Genomic DNA, 21446 nt, shown 5'->3' on the forward strand with positions numbered 1-21446 from the left:
GTCCAAAACACCTCTATTTATCCTTTGAATAATTCGTACAATTCTTACCTTTGTTTGTAATTCTACTATATGATTTACAGAATCCGAAAATTTACCGACAGTACCTATTTCAATAATGCCTTAAAAGTAACAATAGCAGCTGTTCTACCTGTTTTGTTGTTTTCTTTTCTTGGTGATTTTGAAATCGGATTTACAATAGCATTAGGTGCTTTTTTTACCTATCCCAGTGACATTCCAAGCAGCTTAAAACATAAAATTAATGGTGTTCTCGTTACCGCTTTTTTAGTTGCCGGTGTCAATTTGTTAGTCAATATTATGCATCCATATTCTTGGATTTTTTATCCTTTTTTAGCCTTGTTGATTTTCTTGTTATCCATGATTTCTGTATATGAAAAAAGAGCCACAGCGGTTTCTTTCTCTACACTGCTTGCAGTTGCATTAGCCTTTGCACATTTACATACCGGCTGGGAAATGATTGAATACTCAGGATTAATTCTGGCTGGAGGTTTGTTCTACCTCCTAATCTCGCTCATTTTTCATTATGTAAGCCCTCATCGTTACATCGAATTACAAATCGCCGAGTGTATCAAACTCACGGCAAAGTATTTAAAACTAAGAGGTGATTTATGGACCATTGACGCGGATAGAAAAGCAATTATTGAGAAACAACTACATCTTCAGGTAGAGCTCAATACCATCCGGGAAAACATAAGAGAAGTACTTATTAGCAGTCATACTAATTCTGGTTCTTCCAATCAAAACCGAAAGATGCTTATCGTTTTTATTTCTTTGATAGAAATTTTGGAACTTGCTTTATCCACTTCATTCGATCATGACAAGCTACACCAAAAATTTGACGATCATCCAAAGGTATTATTAACCTACCAAAGCTTAGCTTACAATCTTGCGGCAAGTTTAAAACAAGTATATAAAAGTGTCCAAAACCGAACCAAATATGTTTCTAAACATAATTTACTGGGGGACTTGAATTCTTTACAGGTTGCCATCACAGAATACGAAAACGAGTTAGGAAAAATGGCGGCTTCCGAAGGTGTTTTTATGCTGACTACCATGCTTCAATATGCCGAAAAGCAAGTTGAAAAAATAAAAATTGTAGAACGCGCTTTTACCTTAGCTATCAATTCATTGGATTTTAAAGGAAAAGACAAAGACTTAGAAAAATTTCTGACACCACAATATTATCCTTTAAGTACGCTAATTGAAAATCTCAGTTTCTCCTCCACTATTTTCAGGCATTCACTGCGATTAACCATAACAATTCTAATTGGTTTTATAATTGGTAATGTGCTGCCTTTTCACAACGTGTACTGGATTTTGTTGACTATCATCGTAATCATGCGACCGGGATATGGCTTAACCAAACAACGTTCTTTTCATCGAATTTTTGGCACTATTTTAGGCGGATTAATTGCATTTGGAGTGCTTACATTCATCCATAATAGCATTATAATCAGTGTTTTTTCTATTCTTTGCATGCTTTTAGGATTCTCCTTTACACAAACAAATTATAAAGTCAGCGCAACATTTGTGACGATGTATATCGTTTTTATTTATGGAATATTGACTCCCAATATTAATGATGTAATTCAATATAGAATTTTGGACACTATCGTTGGTGCTGCTTTGGCTTTTCTTGCCAATCACTTTTTATGGCCTTCATGGGAGTTTTTAAATATTCCCATTTATTTGGAAAAATCTATAAAAGCAAATGAAAATTACTTGAAGGAAATTTCTATTTTATATAACAAGAAGGGAACTATTTCTACTTCATATCGATTAGCCAGAAAGAATGCTTTTATAGAAATAGGAAATTTAATGGCCTCTTTCCAAAGAATGTCACAAGAACCTAAATCAAAACAAAAACAACTACCACAAGTATATAAACTAGCCATACTCAATCATTCCTTACTTTCCTCTTCAGCATCATTGGGAACTTATATTCAATCTCACAAAACGACATCAGCCTCTGAGGCATTTAATGTTGTGGTCGATACCGTTATTAAAAATCTCGATAATGCCATTGCGCTTTTGAAAGAAAATGATTTAGATATAAAAGAAAATATGCCAAAAGAAGATTTAACCATGCGTTTTACCGAGTTGAAAAACATTCGAGAAAAAGAATTAAAAGAAGGTATTCCTATAGATGAGGAAGCATTTCAATTGAAAATGCAGGAAGCACAATTAGTTATAGAACAGCTAATCTGGTTAACGAATTTATCCAAAAACATTCTCAAGACAACAAAAGAACTAATGGACTCCTAAAACTAAACCAAATATTAGCCATGACTTTCATCAATTAACACAAATTAATTCGTGGTGAAAAACTTTCAGAAGCTAAAGCGAAATGCATTAAAGTACATTGTTTTAAACTATAATTTTAAACCAATAAAAAAGCGCTGGAATTAGATTAAACTCTAAAAACCCGCGCTTTTATTTTATTATAAAATATCTAATTATTCAGTTTTAGAATTTCAGCAGTATCTTTTCTAATTTCGGCTAATAACGTTGGATTCGTATTCAAATCCTGTCCATAAGAAGGAATCATTCTTTTTAATTTTTCCTGCCATTCCGGTGTTTCAATTTCTTCTTTAAAACATCTTCCTATTAAATCTATCATAATCGAAACTGCAGTTGAAGCACCCGGAGAAGCACCAAGTAAAACAGATAATGAACCATCAGCAGTTGTGATTACTTCAGTACCAAATTCAAGTATTCCTCCTTCTTTTTCGTCTTTCTTGATAACTTGTACGCGTTGTCCTGCTCTTTCTAATTTCCAGTCTTTAGATCTTGCACCAGGAACATATTCTCTTAATGCATTAATTCTATCTTTTGGTGATTGACGTACTTGCTCAATCAAATATTTTGTCAGTGGAATATTCTTAATACCAGCAGCAATCATAGGAATGATATTATCTGGTTTTATAGATAATGGCAAATCTGAATAGGATCCATTTTTTAAAAATCGAGTAGAAAAACCAGCAAAAGGTCCAAAAAGCAATGCTTTTTCACCATTTATCATTCGGGAATCAATATGCGGTACAGACATAGGCGGTGCACCCACACTCGCTTTACCGTATACCTTAGCCTGATGTTTTGCAATCACTTCAGGATTGGTACATTTCAGCCATTGTCCGCTTACCGGGAAACCTCCAAAACCTTTTCCTTCCGGAATATCAGCTTTTTCTAACAATGGTAATGAACCACCACCAGCTCCTATAAAGACAAATTTGGTATATGCTTTTCTTTTTTGGCCTGTAGCCAAATCTGTAATTTTTATTCTCCAAGATTTATCCTCACGTTGTTTCAATTTTTGAACTTCGTGATGAAAATGCATCGTAACACCATCCAATTGCGTTAAATAATTGAACATGCTTCTGGTTAATTCTCCAAAATTTACATCCGTTCCAATTGCCATAGAAGTTGCCGCAACTTTCTCAGATTCATTTCTGCCTTCCATAACCAAAGGCATCCATTCCTTTAACTGAGAAAAATCAGTACTATAAAGCATGTCTTTAAAAAGTGGATTTGCATGTAATGCTTCATATCTTTTTTTAAGATACGCTACATTTTTATCACCCCAAACAAAACTCATATGTGGAATGCTTTTTATAAAATTTTCAGGAGATGAAACTTTTTTCTGTTGGACTAAATAAGACCAAAATTGACGAGAAACTTCAAAAGATTCCGCAATACTGATTGCTTTTTTAGGACTAATACTACCATCTTCACTTTCAGGAGTATAATTAAGCTCACAAAAAGCAGAATGTCCAGTTCCGGCATTATTCCATGCATCAGAACTTTCAGCAGCAGCAATATCTAATCTTTCGTAAATTTCAATTTTTATATCCGGTTGTAATTCTTTTAGGATTAAGCCAAGTGTGGCGCTCATTATTCCAGCTCCTATAAGAACTACATCACTATTTGAACGAATGGTTGTATCAGGCATAACAAAATTTTAAAGCGCAAAGATACTTTATATAACCATAAAAATTATAACAAATTATTATTAAAAAGTAGGAAATCAAGAAAACATTACGGCCGTTTTAACGCCTAAGAAAGAACAATTTTAAAATAATTTTCGCGTCAAATAATCTTGAAGCATTATCGTTGCTGAAATTTCGTCAATCAATGCTTTATTTTGTCTTTTCTTTTTACTTAAACCACTATCGATCATGGTTTGGAAAGCCATTTTAGAAGTAAACCGTTCATCTACCCGAATGACTTTCATATCGGGGAAATGATTCGTAAAATGCGTTACAAATCCTTTAATGATGGAAGCACTTTCTGAGGGTTCGCCATTCATTTGTTTGGGTTCACCAATAAGGACTGCTTCTACTTTTTCTTTGGCAAAATAATCCTTCAAAAAAGCAATGGCTGTTGCGGATGGAATGGTAGTTAAACCTGAAGCTATAATTTGCATTTCATCGGTAACAGCTATTCCTGTACGTTTTTGACCGTAGTCTATGGAGAGTATTCTTGGCATTTGCTTATTTTTTTCAAAGGTAACTATTTTAATTTTCCGATTCTTAGCAACAATGGAAATGTCACTTTCTTATCATTTTTTTGCCACGAAATTTTCAAGTCATCATAAATCAAGTCCAAAGGATTTTTATTGTTTTTTGAAATATAATGTTGTGTGGCTGACCACGTTTCCAGATATCCGATAAGTTCTTCAAAAGTCCATGTAAAATGATTTTCGAAAGGTTTTGCAGCAATTTCATCAAATAGAAATGGAATCGTTTTATAATTTTCATCCAAGTATTTCCGCTCGGCATCCCAATACGGACCTACAACATTATAATAAAAATTTTGAATTATCGTATCAGAATCTACATTGGTAGAAAACAATCCATATCCTAAAACAGCAAAGATTCCGTCTGGTTTTAAAATCCGGTAGATTTCTTTATAAAACGAATCAAAATCAAACCAATGAACCGCTTGCGCCACAGTTATCAAATCAAATTCTTGATTTTTAAAAAAGGTATTTTCAGCAGCTGCAACTTTATAAATTATATTATCAGAAGGAATAGCATTATCCAATTGATTCTGACTGATATCAATGGCATAAACCGTTTCAAAAAACCGAGAAAGTTTCTGTGCCACTTGCCCATTTCCAGTTGCGATATCGAGCGCGACCGATTTGTTTTTGACAAACGAAACCAAATAATCAATAAATTCGTCTGGATATTGCGGTCTAAATTTTGAATATTCAGCAGCTTGTTTGGAGAAATTATCTTTCATGTTTAGAAGATTTTCATTGATTCATCAAATTTACAACATTTAAAAAACATTAAACACAAAGCAAGTTAAATCTGTAACATTTTCAACTCAATTAGCCTTTTGGCTTTTGGCTAAAAAACATATCTTTGTCAAAAATTTAATTAAAATGAATCCATTACAAACTATTATAGAACAAGCCTGGGAAAACCGCGCTTTGTTACAAGAAACAACAACAACTGACGCTATCAGAGAAGTCATCGAATTATTAGACACCGGAAAATTACGTGTTGCGGAACCAGTTGGTGAAGGATGGCAAGTAAACGAATGGGTTAAGAAAGCGGTAGTGATGTATTTTCCAATTCAAAAAATGGAAACGTTACATTCTGGTATTTTTGAATATCATGACAAAATGTTGCTAAAAAAAGACTTCGCCGAAAAAGGAATTCGTGTAGTTCCCAATGCAGTAGCACGTTACGGCGCTTATATTTCAAGCGGTGTTATCTTGATGCCAAGTTATGTAAATATTGGTGCTTATGTTGACGAAGGAACTATGGTGGACACTTGGGCAACCGTAGGAAGTTGTGCTCAAATTGGTAAAAACGTACACTTAAGTGGTGGTGTTGGAATTGGTGGCGTATTGGAACCTTTGCAAGCTGCTCCGGTAATTATTGAAGACGGAGCCTTTATTGGTTCTCGTTGTATTGTTGTTGAGGGCGTTCACGTTGGAAAAGAAGCAGTACTAGGTGCTAATGTATGTTTGACTGCCTCTACAAAAATCATTGATGTAACCGGTGAAACTCCAGTTGAAATGAAAGGATATGTTCCTGCGCGTTCCGTAGTAATTCCTGGAAGTTATACTAAAAAATTCGCTGCTGGTGAGTTCCAAGTGCCTTGCGCTTTAATCATTGGAACCCGCAAAGCTTCAACTGATTTAAAAACATCATTGAACAATGCATTGCGCGAATATGACGTAGCGGTATAATCCGTTTTCGTTAAAAATTTTATAAAAAGACCTATTGGATATTTCAATAATTATTGTCAATTACCGAGGTTGGAAAGCCTTAGACGAATGTTTAGAATCTATCGATTCCATTACTTCAAAAACAATGGCATTCGAAGTTATCCTTGTAGATAATTTTTCTAATGACGGACAATTTACTTTTTTTAAACAAAAATATTCCAAGTTTACATTTATAGAAAATACTGGTAATAATGGTTTCTCAAATGGTTGCAACTTTGGTGCAAGTATTGCTACGGGAAACCATTTCCTTTTTTTAAATCCAGATACAAAACTTACTCTTCAAGCCCTTGAAACCCTTTTAGAAACAGCTGTTTCACATCCAGAAATTGGAATTTTATCCTGTTTGCAAATAAATGAAAACGATGTTTTTTACAAACAGAATAATTTATTTCCGGCTTTAGGACGATTTTTTGGTATCTCAAGATCTCTTTTTAGAAAGCTGAACAAAGCAAAACTGGAAGAACGTTTTAACAATACGGATGATTTATTTTACCCAGATTGGGTTACCGGAGCGGTCATTTTTATAAGTAGGGATTGGTTTAACAAAATTAAAGGCTGGAACGAAGATTATTGGTTGTATTTTGAAGATGTTGCTCTTTGCAAAAAGATATCAGAGAATAAAGGAAAAGTTGCCGTTACCCGAAAAGCTACTATATTTCATCAACATGGTGGTGCATCCCGACTAAATGTCAAGACTAAAGCACTTACAAAAACGGAAGTAATTATTTCTAAACACGTATACATCAGCAATCAATTTTCAACATTAATACAACTCAATTTACATAGTGTATTGATTTTAGGAGTACTCAGTGAGAAACTATTTTTGTCGCTTTTGAGCCTGTTTTTATTTTTTATTCCAAAATTAAAAGTGAATCGGCTGATGCTTAAAAAGCTGCTTATATATTATTTTAATGCAATACAAAAGCAAACCTGGATTAGTCCTCGTGCCATGAATTACTTGAAAACAAAAGCATAATTTTTTCAAATTTATTTCGAATGAAAATACTTGTAATTCAACAAAAAATGATTGGAGATGTTTTAGTAAGCTCCATATTATGCGATAATTTGCGTAAAGCCTATCCCAAAGCGCAAATTGATTATATGGTTTACGAATCTACACTTCCAGTTTTACAAGGAAACACCAGTTTCGACAATCTCATCCTTTTCCAGGAAAAGCATCAAAAAAGCAAATGGGAACATTTTAAATTATTGAAATCCATTCGAGCTGAAAAATATGATATTGTTATTGATGCCTATTCCAAATTAGAAAGCTGGCTTGTCGTATTATTTTCGGGTGCAAAACAAAAAATATCCTATTGGAAAAAAGGGAGAGACTTTCTTTATACGGATACTGTCATTAGAAAAAAAACGACCCATACGAATTTAGGTCTAATAATCGAACAACGATTAGCATTGCTAAATCCTTTACATCTGGATATTGAATTAGAAACATTTCCCAGAATTTATGTTACAAAAGAAGAGAATGATTTTGCTGTTTCCCTTTTTGAATCTCACGGTATAGACCACTCTAAAAAAACAATTATGGTCAGCATAATTGGAAGCAGTCCAGATAAAACCTATCCACTGGAATACATGTCTCAATTAGTAGATTTCATTGCAGATAAAGATGATCTGAATATTCTTTTTAATTATTTTCCAAAGCAAATTGAAGACGCAAGAACAATTTACAATAAATGTAAAGAAAGTACCAAACAGAAGATTTATTTTTCCGTTTTAGGGAAAAATATTCGAGAGTTTATTGCCCTAATGAATAATTGTGACATGATAATTGGTAATGATGGTGGCGCTATAAATATGGCAAAAGCATTAGAAAAACCTTCATTCATTATTTTTTCTCCTTGGATTGATAAAAAAGGTTGGGCTACATTTGAAGATGGAATTAATCATGTTTCGCTACATTTAACAGAGTTCAAACCAAATTTATTTGAAGGTAAAACGGCTAAAATCATAAAAAAAGAAACCATTGCGTTTTACAAAGAGTTTACTCCCGAGTTGATTTTTCCTTCTTTGCATACTTTCTTGGAAACACATTTAGAATAATACTCTATTTTTGTAAAACATCCAAAAATTAATGAAATACAATCACAACACGAATATTTCAGTTTTAATAATTACATTAAACGAAGAGAGTCAAATGAAAGCACTTTTGGCTGATTTGGATTTTGCTGACGAAATTATTGTTGTGGATTCATTCAGTACCGATAATACTGAGATTATTTGTAAGTCATTCAAAAAGGTAAAATTCATTCAAAATAGATTTGAAAATTATTCTTCTCAAAGAAACTTTGCGATTTCACAAGCAAAAAATGATTGGGTTTTATTTCTGGATGCTGACGAACGATTGACTACTGAATTAAAAAAGGAAATTTTATTTACTATAAAAAACAACCTAACATACGCTGCTTTTCTATTCCCCAGAACTTTTATGTTTGAAAATAAAGTATTGCATTTCAGCGGAAATCAAAGTGATAAAATTTTTAGGCTTTTCCATAAAAATCATGCAGAATATACATCAGACAGACTAATTCATGAAAAACTAAATGTAGACGGAAAAATTAGCATCTTTAAAAGCAAACTCACCCATTATTCCTATACCAATTATGAATCCTATAAATCAAAAATAGTACGTTACGGAAAACTTAAAGCTCAAGAGAAGTTTAACAAGAAGCAAAAACCTTCTTATTTATTTCTCCTTTTTCATCCAGTCTATAATTTTTTATATAATTATTTTGTCCGTTTTGGGTTTCTTGATGGAAAAAAAGGAGTGGTTATTTGTTATCTGAATGCATATTGCATTCAGATAAGATATAAGGAACTACAGCAACTTTGGAATAAAAGACAACCCTTATCTCCAAAATAGCAGTTTCTTTTTTCGGGCGATTTTTCTATGAAATTTCATCTGAAAATCATTGGTATAAAAACACATTTTAGCAAAAACTTCATCATATTCTTTATGGTAAAGTCTTGCATATTCTTCGCTCATGATAGTCAACATTTCTATTTTTGGCGTAAGCCTATGAAAATTTTTCATGCGAGAATTGAAATCCATAACCTCATGAAAGTTCATCCTGTTTAAATCTACCAAGAAAAATTCATATTGATTTTGAAGTCCCTTTTTAATCAAAGTATTCCCTGGTGAATGATCTAGAAATTCGATTCCTTTTTCATGCAAATCAAAAGTAAACTTAGTAAACTGTCGCAATATATTTTCGTGGTCTGGATAATCTGGATCTAACACTAATTCTCTAAAAGTCAACTCCGCTTGAAGATGCTCGCTGATATAAAAACTGTTATTCAAGCCCATCCAATTATGTTTTTCAAAATAAGCTATCGGTTGTGGTGTACCAATACCTTTCTCCAACAAAGCAGTTGCGTATTCAAAGGAACGTCTGGCTTTAGATTTTCTGAAATATTTATAGACCACTTTATTGATTAAATGCGGTATTTTGAACGATTTAACATTAACCATTCTGTTTTCAAGTACAAATAATTTGATTAAATTTCGTTTCCCATCTCCAAAAACAGTTCCTGAATGACTGAAATCTTCTATCAAGGAATGAATCTCTTGTTCGTTTTTGAAAGATTTATAAAATTTGAAAATTTCAATCATAGCAGTATTATAATTATTAATGTATTAGTGTAAGTTCAAATAGGGTTTCCAAAAATCTATAACTTTCGGCTTATTTATCCCATGACAACCAAAAGGAAGTTTGTTGTTATTTAACTTTAAAGCTATTTTAGGCTTACGATCCATAGCAAAATTTAAAGCCTCCATATAGTCTGGGATCTTAAAATTCGGATATAATTCTGGTACTTTTATAGACCAAAAAACATCTTCTATTGCATAAAAAGGGCGCTCTTTTGCATTTAAAAAATCAAAAATAAAAGACTCTTGTTCTTGGGCTATATAACAATAAGAAGCTGTTCTGCGCAAAGAAAAACCTCCGTTTCCAACTTTAAAAAAAATCTTTTCCCGCTCATTTTTCTTTTTTGACCTAAACTTTCGAGCAATTGTATTGAAAATTTTCAATGCAATCGAATTCTCCAGTGTGGCAATCCATGGAGCTCCAATATAATCATACTCTTTTTCACACCATTCACTGAGTTCATCCTTAAAAACAAAAGCGTCTAATTGGTATATCAAAATAAATTCTGAGTCGATAAATCTTTCATAAAAAGAGAATGTCAAAAGCAATTCATTATATCCTTCAATACTTTCAAAATACTTTTTTTCAAAATATTCAACCGCAATAGTATTATACTTTTCAGTAATAAATGAGGTATCCAAACCTTCCGGTTGAACTAAAGAAATATCATATTTACTGAGCAACTTCATACACTGCAAAAAAGATTTTTCTTCTAATTCTCCAAAATAAGACTTGTATATCGGAATGAGTATTTTAATTGATTTTCCCATTTTAATGAAATTTACTGAATATTAAACCGCAAACAATCCTTGAGGCAAGGATGTCAAAGAGACAAAATTAATCTTATAATTAATAAAACTATAATTAATGTATTTTTTATTTACTGCTTATAACGTCTAGAATAACTATTTTTGCATTATAAATTACATTGACGATCCATTTTATGAACATAACAGAAGAAATACACAATGCCTACGAAGTAATAAAAGACGGCGGAATAATCTTATATCCTACTGACACCGTTTGGGGAATTGGTTGCGATGCCACAAATCCTGAGGCTGTCGCCAAAATATATAAGCTAAAACAAAGAGCCGAAACCCAAAGCATGATCGTTTTGATGAATGGCGAAAAAATGATGTATAATGTATTCAAGGACATCCCTGAAGTTGCTTGGCAAATCATGGATTTATCCGAAAATCCAACAACTTTAGTCTTAGACAAACCAAGAAACGTGGCTCCTAATTTAATTGCCTCAGATAACACTTTAGGAATCCGTATCGTGAAAGAACCTTTTTGTTTTAAATTAATGGAAAAGATGAAAAAACCATTGGTTTCAACATCAGCAAATATTTCTGGACAACCTACTCCAAAAAGTTTCAAAGAAATTAGTCCTGAAATTATAAAAGGCGTCGACTATGTTGTAAATTTGCATCGCGAAAAAATTTCCGAAAAATCTTCAACAATAATTAAACTAACGAATGATTCACAGGTAAAAGTGATACGTAAATAATTACGTTATTATTTGTCATTTCGACGAAGGAGAAATCTCATTAAGTGATTAAAACAATGAGATTTCTCCTTCGTCGAAATGAAAAATACAGAAAATGAATGAACTACAAAGAAGCCTTAAATAATAAAATTTTCGAAGTCATTTCTCAAGCTTCCCAAGAACTTAACATAGATAGTTATGTCATTGGCGGTTTTGTGAGAGATTTGATTTTGAATAGAGATTTCAAAAAAGATATTGATATTGTTGCCGTTGGCAGCGGAATCGAATTGGCTTTAAAAGTTTCCCAATTACTTCCAAAAAAACCAAAAGTTCAGGTTTTCAAAAACTATGGAACAGCGATGTTGCGTTTTGAAGATACCGAGATTGAATTTGTAGGTGCGCGAAAAGAATCCTATAATGTAGATAGTCGCAATCCTGTTGTAGAGAACGGAACGCTTGAAGACGACCAAAACCGTCGGGATTTTACGATAAACGCTTTGGCATTATCATTGAACGCAAAAAACTTTGGTGAATTATCAGATCCTTTTAACGGCCTGGAAGATTTAAAAAACAAAACAATCAAAACCCCTTTGGATCCGGATATCACTTTTTCTGATGATCCTTTGCGAATGTTAAGAGGAATTCGTTTTGCAAATCAATTGGGTTTTGAAATCGAAGAACGCTCATTGAACTCTATTACAAAAAATGCAGAGCGCATTAAAATAATATCCGGGGAGCGTATTGTTGACGAATTGAATAAAATCCTTTCTACAGACAAACCTTCCATTGGATTTTTATTATTGTTCAAAACAGGACTCTTAGATATCATTCTGCCGGAATTAACTGCTTTGAATCAAGTCGAAGAAATTGAAGGCCACACACACAAAAATAATTTTTATCACACTTTAGAGGTCGTTGACAACATTTGTCCTAATACAGATGATGTCTGGTTGCGTTGGGCTGCTTTGTTGCACGACATTGGAAAAGCGCCAACGAAACGTTTTAACAAAAAACAAGGATGGACATTTCATGGACATGAATTTCTGGGAGGAAAAATGGCGAAGAAAATCTTTGAACGTTTGCACATGCCTTTGAATCAAAAGATGAAATTCGTACAAAAAATGGTCATGATGAGTTCGCGACCAATTGTTTTGTCGCAAGATACCGTTACTGATTCTGCAGTACGTCGTTTAGTTTTTGACGCCGGTGAAGATGTAGAAAATCTAATGACGCTATGTGAAGCGGATATTACCACCAAAAACCCTGGCAAATTCAAAAAATACCATAATAATTTTGAAATTGTTCGAAAGAAAATTGTGGAAGTAGAAGAGCGTGATCATGTGCGTAATTTTCAACCTCCAATAACTGGCGAGGAGATTATGGAAATTTTCAACATTAAACCATCCAAAGAAATTGGAATGCTCAAAGAAGCGATCAAAGAAGCCATATTAGAAGGAGAAATTCCTAACGAATATCAAGCTGCTTATGGATTTATGTTAAAAAGGGCTGAAAAAATAGGATTAAAGATTAACGCTTGTTGAATTAAGGATTAATTGTTTTTAAAATATCTTTGCAAAAATTAGTTTCAAAAATGAAAAAGGAAAATAAATCAGTTGTAATTTGGTTGCTTTCAGGATGCTTTTTAATATTTTTAATGGTTGTTGTAGGTGGAATTACACGTTTGACTAATTCAGGACTTTCTATGACCGACTGGCATTTAGTTACTGATACTTTGCCTCCACTTTCGGAAGCAAAATGGCAAGAAGCTTTTGAAAAATACAAACAATTTCCAGAATATCAAAAAATCAATATCCATAACGACTTTACTCTTTCAGATTATAAGTTTATCTATTTCTGGGAATGGTTTCACCGTTTTATTGGACGAATTCTTGGTTTTGTTTTCATCATCCCATTTGTTTATTTTTTAATTAAGAAAAAAATTGACCGTAAAACCTTAAAAAAATGTGGCATTCTTTTAGGAATGGGTGCTTTTCAGGGATTTTTAGGTTGGTTTATGGTAAAAAGCGGTTTGGTAAATAATCCGGACGTAAGTCATTTTAGACTTGCATTGCATTTAACTTTTGCTTTTATCACATTTTCCTATACGCTTTGGGTTGCTTTGGATTTACTATATCCTGAAAAGAAAGAAATTGTAAAATCATTACGAGCAATTGCCCGTGTAGTACTGGCTTTTTTATTATTGCAAATTATATATGGTGGCTTTGTTGCGGGCTTAAATGCGGGTTTAATTCACAATCACTGGCCTTTAATGAGTGATGGACAGTTTATCCATGACAGTGTTTTTCTAGAACAAAAAAACCTGTTTTTGAGTTTCACAGAAGGAAAAAGCGGGGTTCAATTTGTACATAGAACATTAGCTTATTTTGTTGTTGGCATGATTGTTTTATTGTACTTTAAAAGCATTAATTTCACTTTAGACAAACCCCAAACTAGAGGAATTAAATTGCTTTTATTATTGGTTTTTGTACAGTTTGGACTAGGTGTTTTAACGTTGTTGTATGGTGTTCCTTTGTGGTTGGGACTCTTGCATCAAGTTAGTGCTTTTTTCTTATTGACCGCAATGACTTTTACTTTACATCGATTATCAAAATAATTTTTTTTACAATTTACACCTGACTATATTGTCGCATTTCTTTGTTCATAAACTTAAATGTCTAAACTTGCTGCTCCAGATAAATTTTTAGATTTATCCGATTACGGAAGACCATTCGGGAAATTCTTAGCCAATCAATTAAAGAATACCCGATTTACTCCCATTCATGTTACGCTGCTTTTTGGGCTTTCAGGGGGTATTGCAATTTACTGTATTTTACAAAATCATTACTTTTTAGCCAGTTTTTTCATCATCCTGAAATCGGGAATAGATGCTGCCGATGGTGAACTGGCAAGGATTAAAAATACGCCTTCCTACACCGGAAGATACCTCGACAGTGTTTTTGACATCATCTTAAACTTCTTGCTTTTTATGACCATTTGTTATGTTTCAAAAACTACTATCTGGGTTACCATTTTATCATTTATCTGCATACAATTACAAGGAACTTTATACAATTACTATTATGTAATTTTAAGAAATAAATCTGTTGGAGGAGATTCAACCAGTAAAATTTTCGAATATAAATCACCTAGAGCTTTGCCCGGAGAAAGCCAAAAATCAGTTGATATCTTGTTCCGGATTTACACTATTGTCTACGGTACTTTTGACAAAATAATTCACACGCTTGACAAAGAGGCCTACAAGGTAAAAACATTTCCACATTGGTTTATGACGACGCTTTCAATTTATGGATTAGGCTTTCAATTGTTGATTATTGCTGTTATGCTACCTTTGAATTTAATCGAATATATCGCTCCATTTTTCATCGTTTACACTTTGTTTATTTTCGTGTTAATTGGAATCCGAAAAACATTTTTTAAGGTCTAAAAACCACCATAGACACAATCTATTCGTAAAATTCAGTTTATTCAACACCAGAAACTTAAACAAAATCACCTCTGTTTTTAATTTAATAAAAAAAGTGTCATTACTTTATTTCAAATAGCATTCAAAATCCAGAACAATTTACCAAAAATTAAACAACAAATCCTCTTAATTACATAATAGTTTTTCCTCTTTCAATCGCCAAATTTGTAAAAGAAATAATATCAATTTAAAACTATACATTATGCCAAATTCAAAAGAGATTAAAGGAAACTGGAATGAATTAAAAGGAAAACTTAAACAAAAATTCGCGGAATTGACAGATGACGATGTGTTGTTTGAAGAAGGAAAAGAAGATGAAACTTGGGGAAAATTACAACAAAAATTAGGCAAAACTGAAAAAGAAATCAGATCCTTATTTGAATAATTTCAAGAGCTAAAAATCACTAATCTGTTTCAAAAGCCTTCGCTTAATATTTTCCTTTTATGGATTTTGTTTGAAGTTTTGAAACAGTTTTTTTATTACTTTAAATTACCCAATCCAGGTTTTAAATTCGGAAACTTTTTCTCTGCTTACAATCACCTCATCGACTTTATAAGAAGGCAAAATAACCTTCAAACGAGAATTACTGTACATCACAATTTCTTTAATTGCTTTAAGCGGGATAATGAATTTTCTATTGATTCGAAAGAAATCCAGAGGATCTAATTCCTGTTCCAAAAACTCCAACGTATTTTCAATTAAATAATTTCTATTGTCGAAAGTATGAATGTAGGTTCCTTTATTTTCACTAAAAAAACATTCGATTTCATCAGTAGTGATTACTTTCAAATGTTGTCCAATTTTTACTGTAAACCTTTTTTTATGATTTTTTTCAAATGGATTGATCAGCATTCTTTTGATTTGCTCAAAATCCATCCCGAAATCTCGGGAGCTTGTTTCTTGTTTTGGTAAGCGTGTTTTAAATTTAGAAACTGCCACTTCCAAATCGTCCTCGTCGATGGGTTTTAAAAGATAATCAATACTATTTAATTTGAAGGCGCGCAACGCATATTCATCATAAGCCGTCGTGAAAATTATGGCGCTTTTGATAGCTACTTTTTCAAAGATTTCAAAAGACAATCCATCCGATAATTGAATGTCCAAAAAGATCAAATCCGGATGTTTATTTTTAGAAAACCAATCAATAGATTCTTCTACTGAATGCAGCATCACTCCTACTTGAATGTGTAGCTTTTCAAGTTTTCGTTGCAGTAATCTGGCAGCTGGTTTTTCGTCTTCAATTATTATTGTCGTCATTTAATGTTGAATCGTTTATTTGGTTATTTGGTTAACTAAAACATGGGATTGAAAACTCATTTTCACTCCCATTTCTCACTTTTTTCTTTTTCCATTAATTCTTTAATTTTTTTCTCTTCCCACTCAGACCCAAAAAATATATTTCTTCCAAAAACAGATAATCCATGCGCTGTCAATCCAATTCCCCAAAACAGCGCTGTTGAAAAAGTTTCCCAACGCCAGAATATGTCGTTGTCGAGTAAGCTTCGATTAAAACTTGAAATAACAATAAATGCATTAACAATGACATAAACAATTAAATGAACGTAAAAACCTTTGATTCTTTTTACTCTTTTGTATGCTAGATTATAGCGCTCGTCCGGATTATACGTTTCCGTATTATAATCATTTAACATACTTCTTCTAAATCTTCCCATTTCCTTCAAAATTAAATTATCTCCAAGTTTCCTTGTTCTCTTTTTCCTTATCCATAAACTCTTTAATCTTTTTCTCTTCCCAGTCTTTCCCTATAAATGGCATATAATTAAAAACTTTCATGCCATGAAAAACAACCCCAATTCCCCAACCTAACATAGGCCAATAAAACCACAAATGTTTGGGAGAAGTGAGTAAATTAATCGCTAAAAGTCCAATGTTAACAACAATATAGGCTACTAAATTCCCATAAAAACCTTTAATTTCCTCTACTCTTTTTTTCGCTTTGTAATAACGTTCCTCGTTTTGATTGTTATTTTCCATGATGTTTCTATTTAAAATTACTTCAGGTTCAGTCATAAAAATTGCATTTATAACGGAATGCTAATACTATTCCCAAGTTTGTTTATTATCTTCTTTTTGCAAAATCTCCTGTATTTTTCTTTCTTCCCAATTGGTGCTATATCCAAAAACTTTCAAAGCATGCATAAGCAATCCAAATCCCCAGCCTGCAGCCGAAAACCAAAACCATTGAAAATGTGGAGAATAAGTTAGATTAATAAATATTAAAAAAGGAATGACACAACAGTATGAAATTAAGTTTCCATAAAAGCCTTTAAGTTCTTCAACCCGTTTTTTAGCTCGGTAATAAGCACTATTTTCACTGTAATTACTATTCGTTTCCATAACCGAAATTTGTTTGGATAAAATGGGTATTTTGACCGTAAAGGTTTTTTCATTTTGTTCAATCAATACTTTTCTATTGGTAATAATTCCATAGCGATTGATGATGTTTTGCAATCCTACACCTTGGCGATCTTGCAACACTTCTTTCTTTTGATACTCATTTTGAATAGCAAGGTAATCTCCTTCAATCGTAATGCGAATGTGCAAAGGCCTCTGTTCGCTAACAACATTGTGTTTTACCGTATTCTCCAATAAAAGCTGTAAAGAAAGTGGAACAACCTTAGCCTCAGGATTTATATTAGATGTTGGCAACTCATAAAACAAGCTATTTTCAAAACGCATTTTGAGCAGGTTCATATAAGTTTTGGCGAAAGCCAATTCCTCTTCAACTGAAACTAACTCTTTATCTTTTTGTTCTAATACATAGCGATAAATTTTTGACAATGAAGTCGTAAATCGTTGCGCATTCTCTGTATTTTCTTCAATTAAAGAACTTAAAACATTCAAACTATTAAAAAGAAAATGCGGGTCAATTTGATTCTTTAAACTCTCAAACTTTGCCGAAGCTGTGCCTGCAATTATTTTTTGTTCCGTTACTTCTTTTCTTGACGCCTGTTTCCAATTCGCCATGAAACTTCGAGCATGCATGAAGGTCGAAACACCTAAAGAAAGTATGATATAAAATAAGTGGACCCAAATCATTCTGTCATTAAAAAACTCAGCAGGATTCATTTTTTGAAAAACCACGAAAGTGATATAATCAATTATTAAAACAACTGGAACGGTATACAACACTGTAGCTATTATTCCAAAATACACTCTTAAATTAGTGTGTTCCAACCAATCCCATTTCTTATTCAGAATGGAGTTAATTACACCATTTCCAAAACCAATCCCAAAAGAATACAATGAACTTACCCAAAAAGTGGTCAATATCGTTTCAAAATCAAAACGGCCTTGGATTAAAGAAAATACAAAAGTAAAAATCAAAGCAATTTTAAGAGAAACAATTGTTCCTTTTTTAAATTCTGTATAGGTATGTATCCTTTGATTTTCCATTTCTTAGTTTAATTTTTTTTATCTAGTAAACCTTATTTACAGTTTTTCAATGCTTCAGTCGCTCTATCCAATCCCCATTTTGGAGAGAAAGGAGTTTCCGGTTTAAAAGTAGCAAAAAGTCCGATTGATTTTTCAATTTGGCCACACAAAGGTTTAGTGTCAATTCCTGTCCATTTTGCTCCTCCTATTTGAAACTCTGCTTTACCAAAAACTACTCTTGGATTTTCTGGCGCGATTGCTTCTGCTTTGGTATACAATTCCATTGTTTTTCCTGACAATTTCATTCCGTTTGTCATTGGGTCAAAAACAATCCAAGCGGTATTAATCATGGCTTGCATCACTAATAATTCTGCATTATTTGGATTTTTACCCATTTCTGTATCCAATGCATTTTGTGCTTTTGTAAGCAACAAATTCATTTTATCTTTATCCTGTGTTCCAAAAGCAGTGCTTGTATTTACCAACGCAACATAATAATTAGGCAGCCAACTCGTTTTTTCTGCTCCTGCAATTCTTTCGAACAAATCCGAAGCTTCAGTGCTTTTTCCTTCCTTCCAAAGTCCGAATGCTTTTCCCATTCCTTGCTCAAATTGCCCTTGAGCTGATAATAAACTGCATATAAATAATGCGATTGCGGTGATAACTTTTGTCATGATATTTAATTTTTAGTTGTTGATTAATTGTTTACCAAATTTACACTGGTAGTACCTTTTTTAAAATTTATACTTACTGAACTGTTGATTTTAATGGATGAATTGTAGGGACGTTGAAATACAGAGACGTTGCAATTCAATGTCTCTACAAATTCTTCAACTGGTTCTCTTTTTTATCATTGCTAATGGTCCAAAAAAATCCCAGAAAGAAAAACCGATCTGCAGTTGGCGTAATGGCCACCCTATTATAAACTCCGGCTGTATTTGGATTTTTCGCATAATCATAACCATACACATTTTGGCTTCCTAAAATATTAGAGACAGAGAAATACAAAATCTTTTGCGAAGTCAATAAATACGCCCAGTTGAAACTCAAACTGTTATAAGATTTTGTTTTTCCGTTCATGAATTTCGTTTCATTTGGGTTGTTATACGGTCGCCCGGAACTGTATAAATTTGTGAATCCAATTTGTGATTTCCAATCGTTTATCCAATATTTAGTAACAATCGACAAACTATGATCGGCAACAAAATTAGGAGTAACCTGGGCACTAAAATTTTTATAATCTCGCTCCGTATCGATGTACGAATACGAAACCCAATATTCTAAGTTTTTAATCGATTTCCCGTCTCTCCAAAATAAATCTAATCCTTTAGCATAACCAGAACCATTGTTATTAAACATCGAATTGTATTGTATTGATGGCGTATCATATTTCACCAAATTACTGTAATCTTTATAATAGGCTTCTGCTCTGAAGGTTTTTCCATTTTTATTGTATTGATAATTCAAAATATAATGTAATGCTTTCTCACTTTCGAATTGATGGAACTTAGAATATTTGATATAGTCCACATTTGGCGTTTGTGAAAAATCTCCATAAGCTAATGAAAGCTGACTATTTTTAGCCATTTTGTAAGCCAATGAAACTCTGGGAGAAAGAGCAGTTTCATTTAGTAAATCATTGTATGAAGCTCTCAATCCAGCTTTTGCAGCAAACTTTTTGGAGAAAAAAACATCCGCTTCGGTGTAAACTGCTCCGATATTTGAATTATAGCCATTCGTATTTGTAGTTCCTAAATTCTCTTTGAAATCCTCATTGAATTTGGTAATAAAATAATCTGCCCCAAAAGACAATTTCACTCTTTCAGAAAAACGTTGTGTTAATTTTAATTTCAAATGGGCGGCGTTTTCATCATTTGCAACAGCATCTGAATCCAATTTTATTTTATTTTTACTGTAACCATAACTCAAACCCGAAGTAATTTGCCAATTGTTGCCAAAACCGCCTTTATAGGAAGAATTAAAATAAAAATTAGTGTTGTTTAAATCAACTCTGATCTTCTGTGCTGAATTGATATTTTCCTGATTGATGTCGAATTTTGAGGAGTCAAAAGCAGCATATAATTTCAAAATCCCGTTATTGAAATTATAGCGATATACCGTTTCTCCAGACAAAGATTGATACGGACTATTCCAATCTACATTTTGCTTGATTGCAACTTGATAAGGCGCTAAATTGATATAAGCAGTATTCACACTCAAAGAACTTTTTTTCCATTTTTGAGTATTCCCAACTCCTAAACCAACAGTCATTAACGAAATTTCGGTTTTGTTTTGGTCGGGTTCATCTTGCGTATTCAATAACAAAACACTGGATAAAGCCTCCCCATATTCCGCAGAATAACCGCCTGTAGAAAAGGATATTCCATTAAACAGAAATGGCGAAAATCGACCGCGTGTAGGTAAATTTTGAGCAGAAGCGCCGTAAGGTTGCGCCACGCGTATGCCGTCTACAAAAGTTTGTGTTTCATTTGCCTCGCCGCCACGAACAAATAATCGTCCGTCCTCACCCACATTTTGCGTTCCGGGCAACGTTTGCAAAGCGGCAATAATATTCCCTGCCGAACCCGCAGTTGTAACAATATCCAGCGGTTTCAATACCGAAACTCTTGCTTTATCACCTGCTTCCAAATTTCCTGCGGTAATTATTACCGCATCTAATGCATTGACATTATCTCTTAATTTTATAGTTTTATTTTTAAAATTCGAAACATCGATCACCATTTTTGTAGTTTCATAGACTAAAAAACTCGCCACCAAGGTTTGATTGCCCGTTGCAGTAGTTGTAAAAGTAAACTCACCCGTTTCAGTACTGGAAGCACCATCATACGTTCCTTCGATAAAAACATTGGCTCCCACTATTGAATTTCCTTTCTCATCGACTACTTTCCCGGAAACAGTTGTTTGTGAAAATAGCGTTATCGAGCACAATAAAATAGTCAGCGTATAAATAATCTTCATGATATTTGATTTTTGATGAAACAAATATCCATTGGAAAAAAGAAATCTAATAAAAGTTCTTACCCAACTGTAGAAATTTTAGGATGAGTTGTTTTTATCTGATAAATCAATGATTGAAATATCATTTTTTACCCGAGCGTTTTATTTTATGATAAAACCTTAAATTT

21 protein-coding genes are annotated in these 21446 nt (G+C 32.9%); 10 read left to right on the forward strand and 11 right to left on the reverse strand.

Annotated features, from left to right (window positions below; all coding sequences use genetic code 11):
- The first annotated feature begins 69 nt into the window (after positions 1-69).
- On the forward strand, positions 70-2283 hold the full coding sequence (locus tag ACNQGG_RS04725; protein ID WP_417961883.1) for an FUSC family protein: 2214 nt from the start codon (positions 70-72) through the stop codon (positions 2281-2283).
- A gap of 187 nt (positions 2284-2470) precedes the next feature.
- Here the strand turns inward: ACNQGG_RS04725 and ACNQGG_RS04730 are convergent, their stop codons facing one another.
- The 3 genes from ACNQGG_RS04730 to ACNQGG_RS04740 form a co-directional block, all read right to left on the reverse strand.
- A complete protein-coding gene (locus tag ACNQGG_RS04730; protein WP_417961884.1) occupies positions 2471-3967 on the reverse strand; it encodes a malate:quinone oxidoreductase in 1497 nt (498 codons plus the stop codon).
- Between the two features lie 120 nt (positions 3968-4087).
- Complete coding sequence (gene ruvX, locus ACNQGG_RS04735; protein WP_417961885.1) at positions 4088-4504, reverse strand: Holliday junction resolvase RuvX; 417 nt, start codon at positions 4502-4504, stop codon at positions 4088-4090.
- Positions 4505-4527: 23 nt separating this feature from the next.
- Positions 4528-5262 carry a class I SAM-dependent methyltransferase gene (locus ACNQGG_RS04740; RefSeq protein ID WP_417961886.1) on the reverse strand — a complete coding sequence of 245 codons (735 nt, stop codon included), beginning with the start codon at positions 5260-5262 and terminating at the stop codon, positions 4528-4530.
- 145 nt (positions 5263-5407) lie between these two features.
- On the opposite strand from ACNQGG_RS04740, the gene ACNQGG_RS04745 reads away from it, so the two are divergent.
- The 4 genes from ACNQGG_RS04745 to ACNQGG_RS04760 are packed head-to-tail and all read left to right on the forward strand — an operon-like array spanning position 5408 to position 9143.
- On the forward strand, positions 5408-6223 hold the full coding sequence (locus ACNQGG_RS04745) for a 2,3,4,5-tetrahydropyridine-2,6-dicarboxylate N-succinyltransferase (RefSeq protein WP_417961887.1): 816 nt from the start codon (positions 5408-5410) through the stop codon (positions 6221-6223).
- 34 nt (positions 6224-6257) lie between these two features.
- A complete protein-coding gene (locus ACNQGG_RS04750) occupies positions 6258-7238 on the forward strand; it encodes a glycosyltransferase family 2 protein (protein ID WP_417961888.1) in 981 nt (326 codons plus the stop codon).
- A gap of 20 nt (positions 7239-7258) precedes the next feature.
- Positions 7259-8323 carry a glycosyltransferase family 9 protein gene (locus ACNQGG_RS04755; protein WP_417961889.1) on the forward strand — a complete coding sequence of 355 codons (1065 nt, stop codon included), beginning with the start codon at positions 7259-7261 and terminating at the stop codon, positions 8321-8323.
- Positions 8324-8354: 31 nt separating this feature from the next.
- Positions 8355-9143, forward strand: a complete 789-nt coding sequence (locus ACNQGG_RS04760; RefSeq protein ID WP_417961890.1) for a glycosyltransferase family 2 protein — start codon at positions 8355-8357, stop codon at positions 9141-9143.
- On the opposite strand, the gene ACNQGG_RS04765 is transcribed toward ACNQGG_RS04760, so the two are convergent.
- Positions 9129-9893, reverse strand: a complete 765-nt coding sequence (locus tag ACNQGG_RS04765) for a lipopolysaccharide kinase InaA family protein (protein WP_417961891.1) — start codon at positions 9891-9893, stop codon at positions 9129-9131. The genes ACNQGG_RS04760 and ACNQGG_RS04765 overlap by 15 nt on opposite strands.
- Positions 9894-9917: 24 nt before the next feature.
- On the reverse strand, positions 9918-10700 hold the full coding sequence (locus ACNQGG_RS04770) for a DUF5672 family protein (protein ID WP_417961892.1): 783 nt from the start codon (positions 10698-10700) through the stop codon (positions 9918-9920).
- Positions 10701-10873: 173 nt separating this feature from the next.
- Between ACNQGG_RS04770 and ACNQGG_RS04775 the strand changes: the two genes are divergently transcribed.
- From ACNQGG_RS04775 to ACNQGG_RS04795, 5 genes are all read left to right on the forward strand, one after another.
- On the forward strand, positions 10874-11440 hold the full coding sequence (locus ACNQGG_RS04775; protein WP_417961893.1) for an L-threonylcarbamoyladenylate synthase: 567 nt from the start codon (positions 10874-10876) through the stop codon (positions 11438-11440).
- 98 nt (positions 11441-11538) lie between these two features.
- Positions 11539-12960, forward strand: coding sequence for a CCA tRNA nucleotidyltransferase (locus tag ACNQGG_RS04780; protein WP_417961894.1), 1422 nt, complete (start codon positions 11539-11541; stop codon positions 12958-12960).
- Positions 12961-13010: 50 nt separating this feature from the next.
- Positions 13011-14033 (forward strand): COX15/CtaA family protein, encoded by a 1023-nt coding sequence (locus ACNQGG_RS04785; RefSeq protein ID WP_417961895.1) that lies wholly within the window; start codon positions 13011-13013, stop codon positions 14031-14033.
- Positions 14034-14090: 57 nt separating this feature from the next.
- On the forward strand, positions 14091-14864 hold the full coding sequence (locus ACNQGG_RS04790) for a CDP-alcohol phosphatidyltransferase family protein (RefSeq protein WP_417961896.1): 774 nt from the start codon (positions 14091-14093) through the stop codon (positions 14862-14864).
- A 241-nt stretch (positions 14865-15105) separates the two neighbouring features.
- Positions 15106-15288 carry a CsbD family protein gene (locus ACNQGG_RS04795; RefSeq protein ID WP_416835302.1) on the forward strand — a complete coding sequence of 61 codons (183 nt, stop codon included), beginning with the start codon at positions 15106-15108 and terminating at the stop codon, positions 15286-15288.
- A 105-nt stretch (positions 15289-15393) separates the two neighbouring features.
- Here ACNQGG_RS04795 and ACNQGG_RS04800 read toward each other — a convergent pair whose 3' ends face one another.
- From ACNQGG_RS04800 to ACNQGG_RS04825, 6 genes are all read right to left on the reverse strand, one after another.
- Positions 15394-16161 (reverse strand): LytR/AlgR family response regulator transcription factor, encoded by a 768-nt coding sequence (locus ACNQGG_RS04800; protein ID WP_417961897.1) that lies wholly within the window; start codon positions 16159-16161, stop codon positions 15394-15396.
- 62 nt (positions 16162-16223) lie between these two features.
- Positions 16224-16577 carry a 2TM domain-containing protein gene (locus ACNQGG_RS04805; protein WP_417961898.1) on the reverse strand — a complete coding sequence of 118 codons (354 nt, stop codon included), beginning with the start codon at positions 16575-16577 and terminating at the stop codon, positions 16224-16226.
- A 16-nt stretch (positions 16578-16593) separates the two neighbouring features.
- Positions 16594-16935: a 2TM domain-containing protein gene (locus tag ACNQGG_RS04810; RefSeq protein ID WP_417961899.1), complete on the reverse strand. Its 342-nt coding sequence runs from the start codon at positions 16933-16935 to the stop codon at positions 16594-16596.
- Between the two features lie 30 nt (positions 16936-16965).
- Positions 16966-18321 (reverse strand): 2TM domain-containing protein, encoded by a 1356-nt coding sequence (locus ACNQGG_RS04815; protein WP_417961900.1) that lies wholly within the window; start codon positions 18319-18321, stop codon positions 16966-16968.
- 32 nt (positions 18322-18353) lie between these two features.
- Positions 18354-18974, reverse strand: coding sequence for a hypothetical protein (locus ACNQGG_RS04820; protein ID WP_417961901.1), 621 nt, complete (start codon positions 18972-18974; stop codon positions 18354-18356).
- A gap of 145 nt (positions 18975-19119) precedes the next feature.
- Positions 19120-21279, reverse strand: coding sequence for a TonB-dependent receptor (locus tag ACNQGG_RS04825; RefSeq protein WP_417961902.1), 2160 nt, complete (start codon positions 21277-21279; stop codon positions 19120-19122).
- Positions 21280-21446: the final 167 nt, after the last annotated feature.

The organism is Flavobacterium esculini (assembly GCF_048284325.1).
Classification (GTDB): Bacteria; Bacteroidota; Bacteroidia; order Flavobacteriales; family Flavobacteriaceae; genus Flavobacterium.